Origin of the sequence: Streptomyces sp. NBC_00236, from assembly GCF_036195045.1 — a bacterium.
Classification (GTDB): Bacteria; Actinomycetota; Actinomycetes; order Streptomycetales; family Streptomycetaceae; genus Streptomyces.
Map to the genome: position 1 here is coordinate 1,097,262 of NZ_CP108100.1, position 21,419 is coordinate 1,118,680.

Consider the following 21,419-nt stretch of genomic DNA (forward strand, 5'->3'; position numbering starts at 1 on the left):
CGCCCCCAGAGAGTTCGGAGACATGTCGGAAAACATCTGGCAGACCGCCGGCGGCCGTGTCGACCACGGTCCGTACCGCCCCGTGCACAGACTGGTCGAGGAACAGGCCGACCGGACCCCGGACCGCACCGCTGTGATCCACCGCGGAGCCACCCGGACGACCTTGACGTACGCGGAGTTCGACTCGCTCGCCAACGGCCTGGCCGCCGAACTGACGGCGAGCGGTGTCGGCCCCGGTGACATGGTGCCGGTCGTCATCGGCAACAGCGTCGAACTGCCCCTGTGCATGGTGGCGCTGATGAAGGCGGGCGCCGCCTTCGCGCTCTGCGACCCGGCCTGGCCCGACGAGCGGCTGCGCTCCGTACTGGAGGAACTGGACCCGCCGCTGGTGCTCACCTCCGGGCCACTGGTCTGCACGGACCGGCTGGCGAAGGTCGTCTCGGCCGGTCGGATCACACCGAGCACGGTGCGCCCCGGTCCGACGCCGGGCCCGGAGCAGCCGGCCTACGGGGTGTTCACCTCGGGTACGACGGGGACACCGAAGTGCGCCGTGAATCTGCACGAGGGGCTGACCAACCGCTTCCGCTTCATGTCCCGGTACTTCGGCGCCACCGGCGACGAGGTGGTGCTCCAGAACAGCCGCCACACCTTCGACTCGGCGATCTGGCAGTTGCTGTGGCCACTGACGACGGGCGGCCGCACCGTCGTCCCCGAACAGGGCGAGTTCCTCGACCTGGAGCGGACCGTCGACACGATCCACCGCTACCGGGTCACCCTCACCGATTTCGTCCCGGCCATTCTCGGCATGCTGCTCGCACTGCTGGAGGCCGAGCCGGACGCCGTGCGCAAGGTCGGCTCGCTGCGGCACCTGGTGGTCGGCGGCGAGGAGATCATCCCGCACGCCGTGCACCGCCTGCGGGCGTTGCTGCCGGGGCTCGGGATCACCAACGGCTACGGCCCGTCCGAGACCTCCATCGGCATGGTCTTCCACCGCATCGACGGCAGCGAGGGCGACCACATCCCGCTCGGGCGCCCCATCGACAACTGTTACGCGGTGGTCACCGACGACCGGCTGCGCCCGCTGCCCGTGGGCACCGTCGGCGAGATCGTGATCGGCGGCGCCTGCGTCGGTGCCGGATACCTCGGCGACCCGGCCCGCACGGCCGAGGTGTTCGTCCCCAACCCGTTCCCGGCGATACCCGGCGCCACCGTCTACCGGACCGGTGACCTCGGCCGGTTCGACGCGGCCGGGCTGCTGCGCTTCACCGGCCGCCGCGACCGGCAGACCAAGGTGGACGGCGTCCGGATCGAACTGGCCGAGATCGAGACCACCGCCGAGGGCTGTCACGGCGTCATCCAGGCCAAGGCGCTCACCCTCCGCCGGCAGGGACGCAACCGGCTGGTCGTCGCGGCGGCCTCCGACGAGGGCACCACGCCCGCGGCGCTCCGCGCCCATCTCGTGTCCACGCTGCCCCGCATCCAGGTGCCCCAGCACTGCCTCGTGCTGGAGGCTCTGCCGCTCTCCGACAACGGCAAGGTGGACCTGCGGGCGCTGCGGCTGCTCGTCGAGGAGAAGCTGGAGTCCGAGTCACGGCCGGCCGGCCGGCCCGTCGGCTCCCTCGCCGAACGCGTGGCCGAGGTGATGGGCGCGGTCCTCGACCTCCCCTCGTTCGGCACGGAAGACGACTTCCTGCGACGCGGCGGCGACTCGCTGGCCGCTCTGAGCGCGCTGCTGCGGATCAGGGACACCACGGGGCTGACGGTGGGACTCGCAGAGCTGTACGAGCACCGCACGCCGGACGCGCTGGTGGCAGCGCTGGAGGGCGCGCCCAAGGGAGGTGCGGCGGCAGGGCCCGACGGTTCCGCGGCGTCCGGAGGGCTCCCCGCGGAGGCGGACCGGAGTGATGCCTTTGCCGTGGCCGCGCTCATGGAGCGGGACTCCGCCCTGCCCGGCGACCTCGCCGAAATGGCCACGCGCGCCGGGCGGTCCGCGGGCAGCGGGGTGGTGCTTCCCCCGCGCACCGTCCTGGTCACCGGCGCCACCGGCTTCGTCGGGGCGCGATCGCTGCACCGGTTGCTGTCGGCCACCCAGGCCCGCGCCGTCTGCGTCGTGAGGGCCCACGACGACGCCCACGCCCGGACGCGGATCGTACGGGCGCTGAGTGCCCAGGGGCTGTGGGACGAGTCCTTCGGAGAACGCCTCGACGCACGTGCCGGCGAACTGGGAAGGCCTCGGTTCGGCTGGCCGCAGGAGACCTGGGAGACGTATGCCGCCGACTGTGACGCCGTGCTGCACATCGGGGCCATGGTCAACTTCCTTCTCGACTACCGCGCCCACCGCGCCGCCAATGTCACGGGCACGGCCGAGGTACTCCGCTTCGCTCTCTCGGTGCGGACCAAGCCGCTGCACCACGTCTCCACCCTCGGGATCCTCGAACAGCACGCCTCCGCCGTTCCGGGCCGTATCCGGGAGGACTTCGATCCGTCCGCCGCAACCGCGCCGAACAGTGGGTACAGCCGCTCCAAGTGGGTGGCCGAGCGGCTGCTCACCGAGGCCCGCGGACGAGGCGCGCCGGTGACGGTCCACCGGCTCGGCGAGGTGATGCCCGCCGCCGACAACGGCGTGCCCAATCCCAGGGCGCTCACCCATCTGCTGCTGTCCGCGGCGCTCCGCCTCGCTGTCCGACCCGACGTGCCCATGCACTCCGACTACACACCGGTGGACGAGGCCGCCGCACGGCTGATCGCCGGACTCGCCGAACCGTCCGACGGAGCCGTCTACCACGTCTTCCGGGACGGCAGCGTGGACTTCGCCGCGCTCGACCTGGCGGGTCCGAACGGTGCGGGCGCCCTGCGCGCGGTGCCGCCCGCGGAGTTCATGGCCGCGCTGCGGGAGGCAACGGCCGGGGGCGGGGAGCCCGCCGTGACCGTGCTGCACGCTCTGCTGACGGCGCTCCCCACCGCCGGGCCGGCCGGTGTACCGGACTTCCGGAGGCTGCTGGCGGACAACCCCGGGCTGTTCGCCAAGGAGGCGTGCGCCGCCCTGGACGCGCGGCACGGCTTCCGGGAACGGCCGCTGGAGGCGGCCCTGGAGGCCTACCGCACCACACTCACCGCCTGAGCCATCCGCGCGGGTCACCACCTGCGCCACTGTGAGACGAGAGGACGACTGTGCACTACCGCACCATGGGACGACTGGGCTGGCAGGTCAGTGAGATCGGCTACGGGATGTGGGGCATCGGCGGAGGCCCCGGCGGATTCACCGGCTGGGATTACGACGTGGCCCCGGACTGCCTGGATCTCGCGGTCGAGAACGGCTGCACGTTCTTCGACACCGCCTGGGTCTACGGCCGGGGCGTCAGTGAGCAGATGCTGGGCGCCCTGCTCCGGCGGCACGCCGGCCGCACCGGCGGGGACCGGCTGCGGGTGGCGACCAAGATCCCGCCCCTGAACCGCGAATGGCCGCCCGGCCCCGACGACACGCTCGACGACGTCTATCCCCGCGCCCACATCCGCGAGTACGTCCACCGCAGCCTGGAGAACTTCGGGACCGACCGGATCGACCTGCTCCAGTTCCATGTCTGGGAGGACCGCTGGAGCGGCCAGGAGAGCTGGCAGCAGGCGGTCGCCGATCTCAAGGCGGAGGGCGTGATCGACGGCTTCGGCATCAGCGTCAACCGCTGGGAGCCGGTCAACTGCCTCCGGGCCCTGGACACCGGCCTGGTCGACGTCATCCAGGTGATCTACAACATCTTCGACCAGGCACCCGAGGACGAACTGTTCGCCCGGGCCCTGAAGGACGACATCGGCATCATCGCCCGCGTCCCCTTCGACGAGGGCGGCCTCACCGGCACCCTCACCCACGACACCGTGTTTCCCGAGGACGACTGGCGTGCCGTCTACTTCGGTCCGGAGAACCTCGGCCCCACGGTCGAGCGCGCCGAACGGCTGAAGAAGGTCCTGCCCGAGGGCATGACGCTGCCGGAGCTCGGCCTCCGCTTCATCCTGCACCACCCTGCCGTGAGCACGGTCATCCCGGGCATGCGCCGGCCCGAGCACGTGCGCGCCAACCTGGCGGTCTCCGGGGCCGCGCTCGACCCCGCGCTGCTGGACGCGGTGCGCGGCCACCGCTGGGACCGACGACCCACCGCGTGGTCGATGTGACCGTCATCGCCCTGTGGGCCCATCCCCGTTCGGTCTCCACGGCGTTTCTGCGCATGATGGCCGAGCGCGGTGACGTCACGGTCGTGCACGAACCGCTGGTGCTGCTCACCGACCACGGCCAGGTCACGGTCCCCGCCGTCGACGACGGGGACGCGGCCGACGACGCGGGGGCGCGCACGGTCACGGTCCGCACGCCCGCCGAGCTCCTGTCCCAGCTGACGGAACTGGGCACCCGGAGGCCGGTGTTCTTCAAGGACACGCTGGAGTACCACTACCAGTACCTCTTCGACCACCCGGAGCGGATCGCCTCCTTCACCCACACCTTCATCGTCCGTGAACCGGCCCGGACGATCGCCTCCCACTACGCGGTCAAGCCCGAACTGGCCTGTCACGAGATCGGCTACGAGCACCAGTACGCGCTGTTCGAGCTGGCCTGGAAGGTGACCGGCAGGCGCCCCGTCGTCATCTCGGCCGAGCGGCTGCTGGCCGACCCGCCCGCCGTGGTCGCCGCATACTGCGAAGGCGTCGGCCTGCCCTTCCTGCCCGAGGCGTTGACCTGGGAGCCGGGCGAGCGCGCCGAATGGCGGCAGAACGAGCGCTGGCACCGGGACGCGAGCGCCAGCTCGGCCTTCAGCGCCCCGGAACGCGCTTACGCGGTCACGGTCGAGAACGACCCCCGGCTGCGTGGCTTCTACCAGCACCACCTCCCGTACTACGAGCGGCTCATCGCGCACGCCTGCTGAGCCAGGAACAAGGAGAGTCCATGACGAGCAGCACACCGGCCACCCCGGGCGAGCAGTTCGCCGCCGCCTACCTCGCCGACAGCGAGAAGGCCGAGGTCCACTTCCCCTTCACGCTCACCGACGTGTTCGAAACGGGCAAGCAGGGTCAACGACTGACGGCACGTAACCTCTTCCGCACCCAGCGGGCCGAAACACAGCCCGTGCGCTCCTGGCACGAGACCAGACCGGCCGGAAACCCCGACGGCGGTGCGAGCCCGGAGGGGCGGCTGCGGGAGGCGTCCTTCCGCTTCTCGGTGGCCGAGTACGGTGTCGCGCCGATCACCGCCTGGGTGCAGATCCCCGACGGTCTCGCCGACGAACCGGAGGCCCTCGCCTCGTTCATCGACCGTCGGCTGATGGTGCGGCTCGGCACCGCGGAGAACCGGGCGCTCACCCTCGACGTGCTCCGGCACCCCGAGGTGGCACGGCTGCCGTACCGGGGTTCCTACGTCGACGGGGTGCTCGCCGCCTTCAACGAGATAGAGCAGGCCGGCGGTACCGGCCGCGCCCTGATGGTGAACTCCTCCGACTACTACGCCGAACTGGTGGGCGCGGGCAGCCTGCTGGGCGACCTCACCCGCGAGGAGGTGAAGATCAGCCGGCACCGCCATGTGGCGCCCGGCTGCGCGCTGGTGGGGGACTTCGCGATGGCCGCGCGGCTGCTCGAATCCGGCCGGTCGGTGATCAAGGTGGCGGAGCCGCCGGAGGGGACCTTCGACCAGCCGGGCACGGCTGTCTGTGCGCAGGTGCATGAATCCGTCGCCGTCCAGCTGCCCACGCACTTCTTCCACGTAGTGCCCGCCTGACCGTCGGTGGCACACCGCGGATGCGGTGCCGGTGTCCCCGGCAGCCCTGCGGCTGCCGGGGAAGCGGTTCAGCGGTGTGCGGACGCTCAGAAGCAGTCGCCGTACCAGTGGACGGCCCCGGGCGCCGTGACGGTGGCCCGCACGGAGGCCGGGGACGCGTGCAACGGCCGCACCATTCCCACGTGTTCCGTCACCTGCCGGGCGTCCGTCAGCAGGGCGGGGAGCGCGGCCGCCACTCCGGGACCACCGGGGACGCGGGCCCGGGTCTGCCCCGCCGCCCGGCCACGCGAAGCGACGGCGGAGAACAGCGAGCCCAGACACTGCTGCGCACCCGCGAACTCGCGCACCTCCACCCGGTCCCCCACGTGCTGTGCCACGATCCAGCCGGCCAGCGCCCCGGAGGCGGGGTCCACCGCGACGAGCGACTCCTCGAACGGTCCGTACCAGGCGGGCACGCGCACCGCCCAGTCCTCGGGCGCCCGGAGCGAGCTGAGCGGCCTGCTCGCGTTGTACGCGTGGTGCAGGGCGGCCACCTCCGCCGCGTCCTGCGGTACGGCCGCCCGGACCGGGAAGGCCCCGGGGCCGGCTGGGGGGACGAGTGTCCCCTCGGTGTACGTGCTGTCGAACTCCTGCCATCCCGAGCTCCGGTACACACCGGGCGTGCCGGTGAAGAGCAGGGACCATGCGCACTGTTCGGCGGTCATGGTCCGCTCGGCCTCCGCGAGCAGCAGCCTGACCAGTCCCTGCCCCCGGGCCTCGGGGCGGGTGGCGACGCTGCCGATGCCGCCGACGCGCTGCGGGACACCCGAGGCGTCGCGGATCAGCCTCGGCACGTAGACGACGACCGCGTCTATCCCGTCGCCCGCGGTGTTCTGCGCGACGAACGTGTGCCGGTGGCGGTCGGGGTCGAGGGCGTGCAGGGAGGCGATGTGCGGGGCGTCGAAGCAACGGCGCCACAAGGCGGCCAGGGCGGGGTCGTCGGCGGCGGTCGCCGTACGGATGAGGGCGCTCACAGGATGAGGTTCCCGTCCGTGCGCACCGTGTCGCCGGCGGGGGGCATCGCGCTGCGTCGCGTGCCGTCCTCGACGCACGTGGTGTGCAGGACCGAGGCAAGGGCCTCCGGTGCCAGATGGAGCGTGCCGCCGGTGAAGCGGCTGCCGGTTGCCGCGTAGTGGTTCGTGCCGTCGGCGATGCGGACATGCGCGGTGTCCGGCCCGGTGGCCGCGCTGCTGAGGCCGGTGATGTCCCAGGTCGCCCTCCCCGGCCCGTCCGCGCGGCCGAGGAGCGCCCCGGCCTTGTTGCTGCCGGTGAACCTGGCCCCACCGGTCACGGTGATCCGCTGGTCGCGCACGCCGCTGAGCTCGATGCCGGTGTTGTCGTAGGTACCGCCGTCGATGCGCAGGTCCGCGGAACCGATCGAGAGCGGGGCCGCGTTCTCGGCGCCGGTGAGTGTGCAGTCGGTGAAGTGGACCGGGCCCGCGCCGCGCAGGATCGCACCGTCGACGCCCTGGAACGTGCAGCGCACGAAGTGGACGGGCGCGGTGACCGGTGTCTGGACGAGGACCGCGCCGGCGGCCGGTTCGAAGGTGCAGTCGCTGATGGTGGTCGGCCGGCCGGAGCGGGCGGAGCGCTGGGCGACGGCGAAGGTCTTCGCCGTGCAGCCGCGCACCTGGGCACCGTCGGCGTTCACGGTGAGGGTGCCGGCCTGGTCGAAGGTGGGCCGCGCGATCACCGTGATGTCCTCCAGGGTCAGATCGGTGATCTTCGTGTTGGCGGTGAACCAGGAGCAGACGTGTCTGCGTACGGTGATCCGCTTGGCGGATATCCCCCACTGGGCACCGGAGTTGGCGATGTCCATCAGGCCGGAGTTGCCGTCGAAGAGCAGGTCGTGCTCGTACTGGCCGTGGGTGGTGAAGGGGTTGCCGCCCGCGTCGTCGCCGTCGCCGTGGCAGTTCACGACGGTGCAGTAGGCGGACGCGGTGAGGTCGTTGAGGTGGCGCACATTGCTGGTCGTGCAGTCGGCGACCCGCCCGTACAGGCAGTAGATCTGCTGGGTGAGGTAGCCCGCTCCGCCGTACTCGACGGTGGGCGGGTTCTTCAGGGAGCAGTCCTCGGTACGGAAGCGGGTGCACCAGCGGCGCATGATGACCGGCCAGAAGGTACCGGTGGCGTGGATGCCGGAGACGTCGCAGCCCACGGCGTACTCGAAGCTGACGGGGTGGGAGCCGGTGTACTCGTCGGGTCCCGCCCCCTCGAAGAGCATGTTGCGGATGTGGGTGTTGCGGACCGGGTCGACGCGGGTCCAGGCGAGGGTGCGGCCCTCGGCGAGTTCCCAGCCGTTGAGGTAGCCGATGCGGATGTGGCCCGCGTCGACGATCTCCGTGATCTCGACCAGCTTCTGCAGTTCGCGCTCGTCACGGCCGCCGCCCGCGACCGGGTCGACCTGCACCGCCCACCACTGGCCGACGGCGAACGCCTTGGCGTCGGGGACCGGGAAGGTGTCGGTGAGTTCGATGACCTCGGCAGCGAGTGCGTGCTTGACGGTGGTGTCGGTGGGGGTGCCGCGGAAGGAGAGGACGGCGCCGAAGGGGTTGTCGTGGGTGTTCTTCTCGATGCCGGTGGTGTGGAGGTGGTGGCCGCCGAAGTCGAGTTCGATGTTGGAGCGGTTGTAGAGGTGGCGTTGGGTGAGGAGGAGGTCGGTGTGGGCTTCGATGCGGTGGACGGTGGGGTCGTTGACCATGGCGTCGAGGGCGTTGTCGGCGGGGGTGTCGGCGTCGAAGTGGCCGAAGGTGCGGAAGTCGAGGGTTCCGGTGTGGAGTTGGTGCCAGCGTCCGGTGTTCGTCGTGCCGTTGGGGGCGATGACGGTGCCGCCGTTGTGTGTGGCGGTGGACTTGTTGTCCCAGCGCAGGGCCATGGTGCCGCCGTCGCCGGGGGTGCGGTAGCCGGCGACGACGGCCTGGGTGCCGTGGGTGAGGGGTTTGGTGTTCAGGGCGCGCAGTGCGGCGACCGTGTCGAGGCGCAGGACGTTGCCGGTGCGGTCGGGTGCGGCCTGTGCGGGGCCGGTGGCCACGGCCGAACCGGCCACGACCAGACCGGCCAGGCCCGAAGCCCGCAGAAGATTCCGGCGGGACGAAGCAGCGGACGAGGCATGGACGGACATGACGGAGGTGCTCCTCGCGTTGTCGATGCGTGCTCGGTGAGAACCGGCTGCGGGCCGGTCGCGGTCAGATCGTGTTGCGGTACGGCGGCATGAAGCGCATCCGCGGCATCTGGTCCGCCAGCACTCCCCCGTCGACGACGAGGCGCGCTCCCGTGAGATAGGCGCCGGCGTCCGAGGCGAGCAGCAGCAGCGCGCCCACGCATTCGTCGGGCTGCGCGTACCTGCCGAGCGGGATGCGCTCGCGGTACGTGGCCTCGAAGGCCTCCCGGTCGAAGGGGAACTCGCCGTCGATGGGGGTCTCGACCATGCCGGGGGCCAGGGTGTTGGCGGTGATGCCGTGCGGGGCGAGCTCGACGGCGAGTGTCTCCGTGAGCAGTTGGGCGGCGGCCTTGGAGGCGTTGTAATGGGCCAGACCGGCCTCTGCCACCAGGGCGTTCTTCGAGGTGATGGTGATGATGCGGCCGGCGACGGCGTCGGCCGTCATATGTTCGGCGATGCGCTGACTGAGGAAGAACACGGCGTCGACGTTGACCCGCATGATGCGCGACCAGCCGGCCGGGGTGATCTCGTTGAAGCGTTCCAGGGCCGCCGTGCCCGCGTTGTTGACCAGGATGTGCAGCGGTCCCGCCTCGGCACGCACCGTGTCGGCGAAGCCGGCCAGCGCCTCGGTGTCCGCGAGGTCCTGCCCGTACACACGGCAGCGTCGGCCGAGCGCCTCGATCGCGGCGGCCGTCTCGGCGACACCCTCGGCCCCGGGCAGGTCGACCAGCACCAGGTCCGCGCCCGCCTCGGCGAGGCCGACGGCGAAGGACCGGCCCAGGCCCCGGGCGGCCCCGGTGACGACCGCGGTGCGGCCGGTCAGGTCGAAGCGGTCGGTGCCGCGGGGCGGGACGGCTGCGGTCATCACGGGATTCCTTCGGAAGGGCTGGTACTGCGTCAGGAGGGGTGGTGGGCCGCCGCGCGGGGACACAACAGGGTGGGAGCGCGGCGGCCCGGCTGCGGGCCGGCAACCGGGGACAGGGGGGTGATCCGGGCGCCGGCCCGCAGGTCGTGGGGAGCGGCGGGTCAGCCGTTCAGGCCCAGGAGATCGAGCGAGGGCCGGTGGATGATCTCCTCCACCGCGTCCGCGTCGAGCGGCGGCAGTCCGGGAATGCCGGGGATCCGGGCGATCTCCCGGAGTCCCTTCACGGAGTCGTCGACCGTCGTGAACGGGTAGTCGCTGCCGAACAGCACCTTGTGGAAGACCCCGTAGTCCTGGACGAGCCGGAGGCTGTGCCAGAGCTGGAAGGGCCGGTAGTGCAGGGCACTGAGGTCGGCGTACACGTGCGGGTGCTTGCGGATGACCGCGATGCACTCGCCCTCGAAGGGGTGGCCGAGGTGGGCGAGGACCATCCGCAGCTCCGGGTGGCGGATGGCGACGGCGTCCAGGTGCCGGGGCATCGCCCACTCCAGCGGCGCGCTGGAGACGAAGGTCGTGCCGGTGTGCACCAGGAGCGGCAGCCCGTGCCGTTCGGCGTACGTGTACAGCTCGTCGTACTCCTCGGCTGCCGGGTCGAAGCCCGCGTACATCGGCATCAGTTTGATGCCGCGCAGACCGAGCTCCTGGTGGCCGTAGCGCAGTTCCTCCTGCCAGCCGGGCTGGGTGGGGTCGAGCGCCAGGTAGCCGATCAGCCGGTCGGGGTGTTCCCCGACGTACGCGGCCACGGCTGCGTCGTCGACCCAGAGCCCGCTGCGGCGCGCCTTGCCGCCGACGACGATCGTCCGGGTGGACTCGGGTGCGGTGGCGGCGTACTCCTCCCACTTCACCGTGAGGTCGACCTCGCCCGCGTGGGCGCGGGCGGAGTCGGAGCTGAACGGGTCGGTGAAGTCGTGGTTGTGCCGGAAGAGATGGGAGTGGACGTCGGTGATCATGTACGGTTCCGCTTCTCCCAGCCGTCCGCGAACATGTTCCAGAAGCGGTGGCTGGGCGGGTGTTCCTCGAAGACCTCGTCGACGAGTTCGACACCGAGCCCCGGGGCGGTCGGCAGGCCGATGCGGCCGTCCTCCATCGGGAGGGTTCCCTTGAGGGCGTCGAAGACGAACGGCTCCAGGAGCCCGTCGAAGGTTTCGAGGATCTTGAAGTTGGGGATTCCGAGCGCCGCGTGCACGGAGGCGGTGGTGCAGAGCGGGGAGTTGGAGTTGTGCGGGGCCACGAGCATGCCGTGGGTGTCCGCGATCGCGGCGAGCTTCCGCACCTCGGTGAAGCCGCCGGCCATGGAGAGGTCGGGCTGGATGATGTCGACGGCGTTCGTGGCGAAGAGCTGCTTGTACTCGTAGCGGTTGTGGAAGTGCTCGCCGCCGGAGATGGGGAAGGCGGCGCGCTGCCGCAGTTCGGCGTACCGCTCGATGTGGGTCCAGGGCATCGGCTCCTCGAACCAGCCGATGTCGAACGGTTCCAGTTCCCGTACGAGACGGGCTGCGGTCGGCATGGCGAAGCGGGCGTGGCCCTCGATGAAGAGGTCGATGTCGGGGCCGATCGCCTCGCGGACGGCGGCGACGAGGTCGATGGAGCGGCGCAGTTCGGCCCGCTCCAGTTCGTGCAGGCCGGGGCCGAAGGGGTCGAACTTGAGGGCGGAGTAGCCCTTGGCCACGGTCTCCTTGGCCTTGGCCGCGAAGGTGTCGGGCTCTCGTTCGCCGGTGTACCAGCCGTTGGCGTAGACGCGGACGTCGTCGCGGCAGGCGCCGCCGGTCAGGCGGTAGGCGGGGACGCCGAGCGCCCTGCCCATCAGGTCGTACATCGCCTGGTCGAGGCCGGACAGGGCGATGCCGCCCATGTCGCCGCCGCGCAGGAAGTCGCCCTGGTAGACGCGGAGCCAGAGTTCCTCGATGTCGAAGGGGTCGGCGCCGATCAGGTGGCGCCGCGCCAGCGCCTCGGTGAGGGCGCAGACCTCGCTGACCCGGTAGGGGTGGGTGATCTCGCCGATGCCGGTCAGGCCCTCGTCGGTGTGGACGCGGACGTAGCCGAAGTCGCGCCAGGAGGTGCCGAGCATCAGGGTCTCGACGCGGGTGATCCGTCCGGCGGGGCCGGCGGGGCGGGTGCGGTTGACGGTCAGCATCAGCGGGTCGCTCCGCCCATGGTCGAGGTGTTCTCCAGGTCGCGGGCGCCGCCCTCGGCGAGGACGGCCTTGACCGCGGCCTCGGTGCCCTCGATCAGACGGTCCACGTCTGCGTCGGTGTGCGCGTAGCTGATGTGGCTGCGCTTGAGGTTGAGCGGGAGCTCGAACAGGCCGTGCTCCAGGAGTTTGCGGCGGTAGCCGACGAACATCGAGGCGTCGTTGTTCAGCAGGTCCGCGTAGGTACGGGGGGCCTCGCCCGGCATGAAGTAGCTGACGAAGACGGAGCCGTAGCCGGTGACGACGGCGGGCACGCCGAGGCGCTCGTAGAGGCCGGTCAGTTCGGTGCGGACGCGGTCACCGAGCCTGAAGACGTGGTCGTGGACCGGTTCCTCGCGGAGCTTGCGGAGCGTGGCGAGGGCGGCGGCGACGACGGACGGGTGGCCGTTGTACGTGCCGGCGAAGAAGGCGGGGGCGCCGGGGCGGGTGGAGAAGAGGTCCATCAGGTCGGCCCGGCCGCCGATCGCTCCGACGGGGGCGCCGTTGGCGATGGCCTTGCCGAGGGTGGTGAGGTCGGGGGTGACGCCGGAGATCTGCTGCCAGCCGCCGATGCTGTGGCGGAAGCCGGTGATGACCTCGTCGAAGATCAGGACGCTGCCCGCCTTCGTGGTCTCCTCGCGGAGTGTGGTGAGGAACTCCTGGTACGGGAGCAGGGCGCCGACGTTGTGCGGGACGGGTTCGACGATGACGGCGGCGATGTCACTGCCGTGCTCGGCGAAGGTGCGCCGGACGGCCTCGCTGTCGTTGAACGGCAGGACGAGGGTGGCTTGGAGGACCTCGGGCAGGATGCCGGTCGAGATCGGGTCGTGGCCGCCGACCTTCGAGGGCTCGGAGATCACGTTGAGGCTGACCGCGTCGTGCCAGCCGTGGTAGCAGCCCTGGAACTTGACGACCAGGCGGCGGCCGGTGGCGGCTCGGGAGACGCGGAGCGCGTGGAACGTCGCCTCGCTGCCGGTGCTGGTGAGCAGGACCTTCTCGATCGAGGGGATCAGCTCGGCGAGCTGTTCGGCGAGGAGGACCTCTCCCTCGGTGACGCCGACGCCCATGTGGCCGAGCGTCGCGCCGGCCTGGGCGGTGGCGCGGGCCACGTCGGGGTCGTTGTGGCCGAGCAGCGGCGGGCCGAACGCCGAGTGGAAGTCGGTGTACTCACGTCCGTCGGCGGTACGGAACCGTGCGCCGTGGGTCCCGGTGACCACCAGGTCCGTCAGTCCGGGAACGCTGCGCTGACCGCTGTTCACGCCGCCGGGTACGACCTGGCGGGCGCGCTCGGCGAGCCGGGCTCCGGATTCGTTGCCTGCCGGGCCTGAACTCATGGTGCTTGCTCCTTGCGTCGAGAGTCGTCGGTTGTCGCGGGCCCTGCCCGGCCCGTGAGTCCCTGGCGCCATCCGCCCGGCAGTCGCCGCAGGAAGAGGATGATCCGTGGTGCGTTGCAGTTTTTCAGAACGCTGTTCTGTAGAGCAGAACAGTGCCTGGATATTACGTCCGCCCGGAAAACCGGTCAACCCCCTTCCGGGCCCGCCACGACCCGAAAGGAGCGGATTCCGAGAATCGGAGGTGCCCTCCGCGCGCCCGGAGGCACTACCCTGTTCTGCTATGACGAACAGTGCTGCCCCAGAAGAGCCGAAGTACTGGGTCAAGAGCGTGGCCAGGGCAGCGGACATCCTCGAAGCGCTCGCCGCTCCCTCGCAGGGGAACGGTCTGAGCGTCACCGAGGTCGGCCAGGCCTGCTCCATCTCCAAGAGCGCCGCCTTCGGCATGCTCCAGACCCTGCGTGCCTACGGACTCGTCTCGGACGACGGCGAGGGCATGAACCGCCGCTACCGGCTGGGCATGAGCCTGGCCCGGCTCGGCGACCGCGCCAGGTCCCAGGTCTCCCTGCGCGGCGTCGCCCACCCCGTTCTGCGCGAGCTCACCCGGGCCACCGGCATGGCGTCCCGGCTCGCCGTCCCCGAGGACGGCCACGCGGTCGTGGTGGACCAGGTCGAGCTCGACCAGCGCGTCCGGCTCGATCTGCGGATGGGCCAGCGCGAGCTGCCGCACTGCACGGGCCTGGGCAAGGCGCTGCTCTCCGCGATGCCGCAGAGCGAGGCCGCCTCGGTCATCGAACGGTTCGGGCTGCCCCGGCGCACGTCCCGCACGATCACGGATCCGGCGACGTTCCTGTCCCATCTGCGCGACATCGCCCGGGTCGGCTACGCCCTGGACGACGAGGAGGACGCCGAGGGCATCATCTGCATCGGCGCGCCGGTCTTCGACGACCGGTCGGTGTGTGCCGGGGCCGTCTCCATCACCGGGCTCAAGCTCGGACTGCCGGCCTGGCGCTACCAGGAACTGGGCGGCCAGGTCCGCGATGCGGCCCGCCGGATCAGTGTCTCGCTGGGCTGGGTCGAGGACCCGGAGCCCGATGCCCTGGACACCGACACCTCGCATTCCGACGGATTCAGGTCTTGACCGATCGGCTTCACCCGCCGTAGGTTCCCTGCCAACCGAGGTGACTTTCCACCGTCACCGACGATTTACCCCTTCCGGTCCGCTTCCGGCGCCTGCCCACCGCGCCGTGAACACCCGAGGACCGAACCCTTTTCAGCCATCCGCCTCATGGCAGTCCACCGCAGGAACGCTCCCTCACTCGTCGCACTTCTCGGAAGGCGAAGTCCGCATGAGCGTTCCGCACCACAGCACCCCTGCGTCCTCCCGCCGGAATCTTCTGCGGGCTTCGGGCCTGGCCGGTCTGGTCGTGGCCGGTTCGGCCGTGGCCACCGGCCCCGCACAGGCCGCACCCGACCGCACCGGCAACGTCCTGCGCCTCGACACGGTCGCCGCACTGCGCGCCCTGAACACCAAACCCCTCACCCACGGCACCCAGGCCGTCGTCGCCGGCTACCGCACCCCCGGCGACGGCGGCACCATGGCCCTGCGCTGGGACAACAAGTCCACCGCCACACACAACGGCGGCACCGTCATCGCCCCCAACGGCACGACGAACACCGGACGCTGGCACCAACTCCACACCGGAACCCTCGACTTCCGCACCTTCGGCCACTTCGACGCCGACACCCCCGCCGACAACGCCCTCGACGCCATGGTCAACGACCCCACCGTCCACCGCATCGAAGCCCACACCGACCTCCTCCTCACCCAACGCCACCTCTACAACCGCTCCAACATCGAACTCGACTTCGGCGGCCACCACCTCCACACCACCGGCATCGAGAAGAACACCCACGACAACCCCTTCGGCGCCGTCCTCTCCTTCCGCGGCACCCCCACCGACACCACCGTCAAGCACACCCTGAGCGCGGCGATGCCCGACCTCTCGGACCTCTTCGAGGTCGGCGACGCGTCGAAGTTCGCCGTCGGCCAGTGGTGGGCCGTGGAGATCAACGCCCTGGCGGGGAAGTACGAGAAGGAGATCCAGCGCCTGGTCCAGGTCACCGACGTCGTCGACGCGGCGCACATCCGGGTCAACTACCAGATCGGCTGGGACCTGGCTGCCGGGCGCACGCTGACGTGGACCCGGGTCGAGCCCGTCGACCGTGCCCACGTGCGCAACATGGTCTTCGAGGGCTGGGGCGAGGACGAGATGACCGGCTCGCACCCGGTCGCGTACGAGTACGCGGTGCGCTGCGACGTCTCGGGCATCGAGGCGGTCGGCACGTTCTGGCCGGTGGTGATGCGCCGCTGGTGCACGTACTACCGCACCGAGCAGTGCTCGCTCACCAACCCGAAGTCCGTCACCTACGGCGGCGCGGGCTACCTCACCCAGCAGATCTACTGCCTGTACGGACACGTGGAGGACTGTCACACCTCCAACGCCCGTCACCTCAACGACTTCACGGCCTCCGCCTACTGCTACGTCACCAACTGTCACGGCGACGGTGACGACGAGGGCCCGTTCGTGACGCACGGCCAGTTCGAGCACGACCTCGTCTACACCGGCAACTCCGGCCTGATGACGTTCGCCAACTCCGGCGCGGCGTGGGGCGGCAGGGCCAAACGGATCACCGTACGGCGGCACGCCTGCTCCTGGTTCGTCGCCCGCGTCAAGATCACCGATCTGACGCTGGAGGACGTCCTGGTCATCGGCAAGGAGTCCCTGTCCGGCTCCGGAATGCTCTGGGTCAACGCGGACGGTGTGCAGATGCGGGGCTGTACGGCCACGGGTCCGCTGATCGTCTCCCGGGCCTCGGACCTCTCCGCCCGTCCCAATGTGATCGCGGACTCCTCGTTCGCGTTCGCTGCGGGCGCGGAGATCACCCAGGCAGGCGTCACCGTCCCGCTCACCCTTCACCGCTCGACGCTGAAGGGCGTGGACGGCGCGGTGTTCAACGGCACCGGGCCGCTCGTCCTCGACCAGTGCACCCTGACCGGATCGAAGGACACCGCTCCCGTCTCGCTCGCCCACGCCGACATCACCGTGCTCGGCGGCGAGCTGCGCGACACCGGGCTCAAGCTGACCTCGGCCAAGAACCAGCGCCTGCGCGTCGAAGGCACGCGGCTGTCCGGCACCAACAAGGACGGCGCCCTGCTGGCCCGCACCGGCTCCGGGCGCACCGTCGACTGGCAGCTCAGCGGCCTCGACTCGACCGCGCCCGAGGGCACCGCCCATGTGCTGGTCACCGACGGCATCAACCGGTACCGGGCCACCGGCTCCACGTTCTCCGGCGGCCGGCTCGAACTGCGGCCCGCGGGATTCGGCGGAGACAGCCATCTGCTGCACACCGGCTGCGTCGAGGACGGCACCGAGCGCACCGCGCTGCCCGACGAAAGCGAACGCGTCGCCCACACCGCGGCCACGCTCCGCTTCTGACCACCAGGCCCAACCGCCCATCGAGCACCAGGGATTACCCGTGTCCACGCATACCCCGATCACCGGCCGGCCCGTCCGGGTCGCGCTCGTCGGCGCCGGCAACCGCGGTCTGACGTACGCCGAGTGGATCAAGGCACACCCCAAGCGCGCCGAGCTCGTCGCCGTCGCCGATCCGCGCCCCGCCGCACGCGCCGCCGCCGGCGCACCCCTTGAGTTCGACGACTGGCGGCCGCTCGTCGAGAACCGGATCGCGGACGCCGTGATCGTCGCCACCCAGGACCGCTTCCATGTGGAGCCGGTGCTGGCCCTGGCCGAGGCCGGTTACGCGATCCTCGCCGAGAAGCCCCTCGCCCCGACCGAGGAGGAGACCCGCCGGATCGTCGAGGGGGTGGAACGGGCCGGGGTGCTGTTCGCGGTGTGCCACGTCATGCGGTACACCCCGTACACCGACCTGGTGAAGGGGGTTGTGGACTCCGGTGTGCTCGGGCAGCTGGTCTCGATCGACCATCTGGAGCCGGTCGGCTGGTGGCACTACGCCCACAGCTACGTACGCGGTCCGTGGCGCAGCGAGAAGGACTCGTCCCCGATGCTGCTCGCCAAGTCCTGTCACGACCTGGACTGGATCACGTACGTCATGGGCGGCCGGATCGAGCAGGTCACCGGATTCGGCGGGCTCAAGCACTTCCGGCCCGAGAACGCCCCGGCCGGATCCGCGGACCGCTGCCTGGACTGTGCCGTCGAGTCCGACTGCCCGTACAGCGCGCTGAAGCTGTACATGCCGACGCTGCGCGAGAAGGGCGCGGTCTGGCCGGTCACCCATGTCACCGAGGCGACCGACGAGGCCGGTCTCGTCGCCGCGCTGCACGAGGGCCCGTACGGGGTCTGCGCGTACCGGAGCGACAACGACGTGGTCGATCACCAGGTCCTCGCGATGCAGCTGACGGACGGGGTGACCGCGACCTTCCAGATGGTGGCGTTCACCGAGCAGACGCACCGGCAGACCCGGATCTTCGGTTCGCACGGCTGGCTCATCGGTGACGGCGAACGCGTCACCGTGCAGGACTTCCGGACCGGTGAGTCCACCGTTCACGAACTCGGCGCGTCCGGTTCGAACGCGGCCGACGGGCACGGCGGCGGGGACGCCGCGCTCGTCGAGGCGTTCGTCACCGCCGTCGCCACCGGGGATGCCGGGGCCGTCCGCTCCGGCCCCGCCACCTCGCTCGGCAGCCATCTCGCGGCGTTCGCCGCCGAACGCGCCCGGCACACCGGCACCGTCCAGACGGTCCCGGCGCAGTGACTTCTTCCCGAACCGCCCTCACGTCCTCGGAGGACCCCCTCATGTCCCGTCTTCTCACCCGCCGTTCCAGAGTCCGCGCCCTGGCCGCCCCCGTCATGGCGACCGCGCTCGCCGCCGGTGTGCTGGCCGGCTGTTCCAGCAGCGGCGACGACGGCAACACCGTCACCATGTGGACCTACCCGGTCATCTTCGACGAGGCCAAGAACAAGGCGTACTGGGACGGCCTCGTCAAGGCGTTCGAGAAGGAGCACGCGGGCGTCACGGTGAAGGTCGAGACCTTCCCGTGGGCCAACCGCGACACCGCTCTGGCCACGGCCATCGCCTCGGGCAAGGGCCCGGACGCGGTCTATCTGATCCCTGACCAGCTCCCGAAGTACGCCAAGAGCATCGTCCCGGCCGACGACTACATGCCGGCCGACGCCAAGTCCGACTACACCGACTTCGCGCTGAAGTCCGTCACCGTCGAGGGCAAGGCGCTCGCCACCCCGATCCTGACCAGCGCCAACCCCCTCATCTGCGACAAGCGCGTCTTCGCCGCCATCGGCGAGAAGCGCTATCCCACGAGTTGGGCGGACCTGGAGGCCCTCGCCCCGAAGCTGAAGAAGAAGGGCTACTACGCCACCAGCTACAGCGGCGACACCCAGCAGACGCTGAACATGACGTTCTACCCGCTGCTGTGGCAGGCGGGCGGCGACGTCTTCTCCGAGGACGGCAAGAACGTCACCTTCAACGACGCGGCCGGCGTCAAGGCGCTGACGTACCTGAAGAAGCTGGTCGACGGCGGCTACACCGACAAGGACCTGGTCACGACCACGCCCAAGCTGGAGCAGACGCCGACCGCCAAGGGCAAGGTCGCCTGCACCTGGCAGAACACCACGGCGGATGTCGAGCCGTTCTGGGGCAAGGAGAACATCGTCGTCCAGCCACCGCTGAAGGAGACCGCCTCGGTCGGCTACGGCACCGTGGGCGCGCTCTCGATGCTCAAGGGCGCCGACAAGAAGAACACCGGGGACTGGCTGAACTTCGTCGCCGAGTCCAAGAACGCGGCCGGCCTCCAGAAGGCCGCGGGCTACTTCCCGGCCCGTGAGTCCGGCGGCGATCTGTACCCCGGCGACGCGCTCCAGACCGCCGTGGGCGCCACGCTGCCGAGCATGGACGTCGGCCCGCTGCAGGACAAGGCCCGAGAGGTCCAGGGCATTCTCGCGCCGGAGATCCAGGCGGCACTGCTCGGCAAGAAGAGCCCGCAGGACGCACTGGACGCCGCGCAGAAGGCGGCGCAGGCGATGCTCGGCCGCTGATCCACGGTCGCGGGGCCGGCCTCCGGCCCCGCGACCCCACGGGGGCACCTCGCCCCCGACCCCCGCAATTCCCCCGTACCGCAAGGAGATCCCCGTGGCAGTCGTCGCGGAACCCACCCGCCGGGGCCGTCGCAGCGGGCCGCAGGCGCGCCGCGAGGCCCGGATCGGCCTGCTCTTCGTCCTTCCGTGTTTCCTGCTGTTCCTCGCCTTCCGGTTCGGTCCGGGCGTCGCCGGTGTGCTGATGAGCTTCACCGACTACTCCCTCACCGGCGGCGGCAGCTTCATCGGGCTCGACAACTTCACCCGTCTGTGGGCCGATCCACTGTTCTGGCAGGCCCTGAAGGTCACCGTCCTCTACACCGTGCTCGCGGTGCCGGGCACGCTCGCCGCCTCGGTGTGCCTGGCGCTGATCACCCGCCGCGCGTTCCGCGGCGCCAAGTTCTTCCGTTCGGTGTTCTTCCTGCCGGTCGTCACCTCACTGGTGCTGGCCGCGACCGTCTTCGTCTGGATCTTCTCGACCGGCGGCCCCTGGTCCACTCTGATGGGCTGGTTCGGCATGTCCGAGGGCTCCTGGCTCTCCGACGACGTGCTGGTGCTGCCGGCGCTCGCCATCGTCGGCGTCTGGTCCCGCTTCGGGTACGGGATGCTCATCCTGCTCGCCCGGATGCAGGACATCCCGCGCGAGCTGGAGGAGGCCGCCCTCACCGACGGGGCCGGGCCCTGGCAGCGGTTCCGGTACATCGTGCTTCCGCAGCTCAAGCCCGCCCTGTTCTTCCTCGCGGTGATCGAGACGACGGCCTCGTTCCAGGTCTTCGACGCCGTCTACACGATGACGGGCGGCGGCCCCGCCAACGCCAGTTACACGCTCGTCTTCCAGCTCTACGACGCGGGCTTCAAGTACTTCGACCTGGGTTACGCCTCCGCCATCGGGGTCGCGCTCTTCGTGCTGACCGTGGTGGTCGCGGTGATCCAGCGGCTCGTGATCGGGAAGGACCAGTGACCATGACCGCAGCACCCACGGAGACGAAGATCCCGCCGGCGGGCCGGCCCTCCGCACCGCCGGACCGGGCCGCGCGCCGGGCCGAACGCAGGCTCCGCAAGCTCTCCGAGCAGGACACCGTCCCGTACGGCATGCGCCCCACCCGCACCGGCCGCATCGCGCGCGGCGTGCTGCTGACGGTGGCCGCGCTCGTGACGGTCTTCCCGTTCTACGCGATGGTCGTGCTCTCCCTGAAGCCGTCCGCGGCGGTCGACTTCCCCGGAAGTCTGCTGCCGTGGCCGCTGACCGGCGAGGCGTACGACACCGTCATGGGCGCCCAGGACGTGCCGCGCTGGCTGCTGAACACCCTGGTCTACTCGGTCGTCTCGGTCGTCGGCGTGCTGCTGCTCGCCTCGCTGGCCGGGTACGCCTTCGCCAAGAAGCGCTTCCCGGGCCGGGAGACGATGTTCTGGTCGTTCCTGTCGATGGTGATGGTCCCGTACCACGTCACGATGATCCCGACCTTCGCGATGATCGCGAAAATGGGCGGCGTCGACACGTACTGGGGACTCATCGTCCCGACGCTGGCCAACGCCCAGGCGGTGTTCCTGATGCGGCAGTTCATCCAGGGGCTGCCGGACGAGCTCTTCGAGGCGGCCCGGCTCGACGGCTGCGGCGAATGGCAGATCTTCTACCGGATCGTGCTGCCGCTGCTGAAGCCGATCCTCGCCACGCTCGGTGTCTTCGTCTTCCTGTGGCACTGGAACGACTTCCTGTGGCCGCTGGTCATCGGCCAGTCCACCGACATGCGCACCCTGACCGTCGGCATCGCCTCGCTCCAGCAGCAGAACGTGCCGCTCAACGTCGTGCTCTCCGGCTCCGTCATCGCGTTCGTGCCCATCTTCGCCGCGTACATGGTGGGCCAGCGCTACTTCACCGAGGGCGTCACCGCGTCCGGAATCAAGGGATAG

At 70.6% G+C, this 21,419-nt stretch carries 16 protein-coding genes; 10 read left to right on the forward strand and 6 right to left on the reverse strand.

Going from position 1 to position 21,419, the window contains the following annotated elements; translation table 11 throughout:
• The first annotated feature begins 22 nt into the window (after positions 1-22).
• The 4 genes from OG446_RS04765 (at position 23) to OG446_RS04780 (ending at position 5,752) form a co-directional block, all read left to right on the forward strand.
• Complete coding sequence (locus OG446_RS04765; protein WP_328892853.1) at positions 23-3,121, forward strand: amino acid adenylation domain-containing protein; 3,099 nt, start codon at positions 23-25, stop codon at positions 3,119-3,121.
• Positions 3,122-3,186: 65 nt separating this feature from the next.
• The gene (locus OG446_RS04770) at positions 3,187-4,164 is read left to right on the forward strand and encodes an aldo/keto reductase (RefSeq protein WP_328892854.1); all 978 of its coding nucleotides are present in this window, start codon (positions 3,187-3,189) and stop codon (positions 4,162-4,164) included.
• Positions 4,152-4,907: a sulfotransferase family protein gene (locus tag OG446_RS04775; RefSeq protein WP_328892855.1), complete on the forward strand. Its 756-nt coding sequence runs from the start codon at positions 4,152-4,154 to the stop codon at positions 4,905-4,907. The genes OG446_RS04770 and OG446_RS04775 overlap by 13 nt, the downstream gene beginning before the upstream one ends.
• A gap of 20 nt (positions 4,908-4,927) precedes the next feature.
• On the forward strand, positions 4,928-5,752 hold the full coding sequence (locus OG446_RS04780; protein ID WP_328892856.1) for a family 3 encapsulin nanocompartment shell protein: 825 nt from the start codon (positions 4,928-4,930) through the stop codon (positions 5,750-5,752).
• An 86-nt stretch (positions 5,753-5,838) separates the two neighbouring features.
• On the opposite strand, the gene OG446_RS04785 is transcribed toward OG446_RS04780, so the two are convergent.
• The 6 genes from OG446_RS04785 to OG446_RS04810 all read right to left on the reverse strand — a co-directional run bounded on the left by OG446_RS04785 (position 5,839) and on the right by OG446_RS04810 (position 13,377).
• The gene (locus tag OG446_RS04785; RefSeq protein ID WP_328892857.1) at positions 5,839-6,765 is read right to left on the reverse strand and encodes a GNAT family N-acetyltransferase; all 927 of its coding nucleotides are present in this window, start codon (positions 6,763-6,765) and stop codon (positions 5,839-5,841) included.
• Positions 6,762-8,912, reverse strand: coding sequence for a peptidase C14 (locus OG446_RS04790; protein ID WP_328892858.1), 2,151 nt, complete (start codon positions 8,910-8,912; stop codon positions 6,762-6,764). The genes OG446_RS04785 and OG446_RS04790 overlap by 4 nt, the downstream gene beginning before the upstream one ends.
• A gap of 64 nt (positions 8,913-8,976) precedes the next feature.
• Positions 8,977-9,816, reverse strand: coding sequence for an SDR family NAD(P)-dependent oxidoreductase (locus OG446_RS04795; RefSeq protein ID WP_328892859.1), 840 nt, complete (start codon positions 9,814-9,816; stop codon positions 8,977-8,979).
• Between the two features lie 161 nt (positions 9,817-9,977).
• Positions 9,978-10,823 (reverse strand): amidohydrolase family protein, encoded by an 846-nt coding sequence (locus OG446_RS04800; RefSeq protein WP_328892860.1) that lies wholly within the window; start codon positions 10,821-10,823, stop codon positions 9,978-9,980.
• Positions 10,820-12,007: a mandelate racemase/muconate lactonizing enzyme family protein gene (locus tag OG446_RS04805; protein ID WP_328892861.1), complete on the reverse strand. Its 1,188-nt coding sequence runs from the start codon at positions 12,005-12,007 to the stop codon at positions 10,820-10,822. The genes OG446_RS04800 and OG446_RS04805 overlap by 4 nt, the downstream gene beginning before the upstream one ends.
• The gene (locus tag OG446_RS04810) at positions 12,007-13,377 is read right to left on the reverse strand and encodes an aspartate aminotransferase family protein (RefSeq protein WP_328892862.1); all 1,371 of its coding nucleotides are present in this window, start codon (positions 13,375-13,377) and stop codon (positions 12,007-12,009) included. The genes OG446_RS04805 and OG446_RS04810 overlap by 1 nt, the downstream gene beginning before the upstream one ends.
• Before the next feature lie 280 nt (positions 13,378-13,657).
• Here OG446_RS04810 and OG446_RS04815 point away from each other — a divergent pair, with 280 nt between their 5' ends.
• The 6 genes from OG446_RS04815 (at position 13,658) to OG446_RS04840 (ending at position 21,419) form a co-directional block, all read left to right on the forward strand.
• Positions 13,658-14,515 carry an IclR family transcriptional regulator gene (locus OG446_RS04815; RefSeq protein WP_328892863.1) on the forward strand — a complete coding sequence of 286 codons (858 nt, stop codon included), beginning with the start codon at positions 13,658-13,660 and terminating at the stop codon, positions 14,513-14,515.
• A gap of 208 nt (positions 14,516-14,723) precedes the next feature.
• Positions 14,724-16,874: a peptidase C14 gene (locus tag OG446_RS04820; RefSeq protein WP_328892864.1), complete on the forward strand. Its 2,151-nt coding sequence runs from the start codon at positions 14,724-14,726 to the stop codon at positions 16,872-16,874.
• A gap of 40 nt (positions 16,875-16,914) precedes the next feature.
• Entirely contained in the window at positions 16,915-18,171 is a 1,257-nt protein-coding gene (locus OG446_RS04825; protein ID WP_328892865.1) for a Gfo/Idh/MocA family protein, read from the forward strand.
• Positions 18,172-18,212: 41 nt separating this feature from the next.
• Positions 18,213-19,469, forward strand: coding sequence for an ABC transporter substrate-binding protein (locus OG446_RS04830; RefSeq protein ID WP_328892866.1), 1,257 nt, complete (start codon positions 18,213-18,215; stop codon positions 19,467-19,469).
• Positions 19,470-19,563: 94 nt separating this feature from the next.
• Positions 19,564-20,469 (forward strand): carbohydrate ABC transporter permease, encoded by a 906-nt coding sequence (locus OG446_RS04835; RefSeq protein ID WP_328892867.1) that lies wholly within the window; start codon positions 19,564-19,566, stop codon positions 20,467-20,469.
• A gap of 2 nt (positions 20,470-20,471) precedes the next feature.
• Positions 20,472-21,419, forward strand: a complete 948-nt coding sequence (locus OG446_RS04840; RefSeq protein ID WP_328892868.1) for a carbohydrate ABC transporter permease — start codon at positions 20,472-20,474, stop codon at positions 21,417-21,419.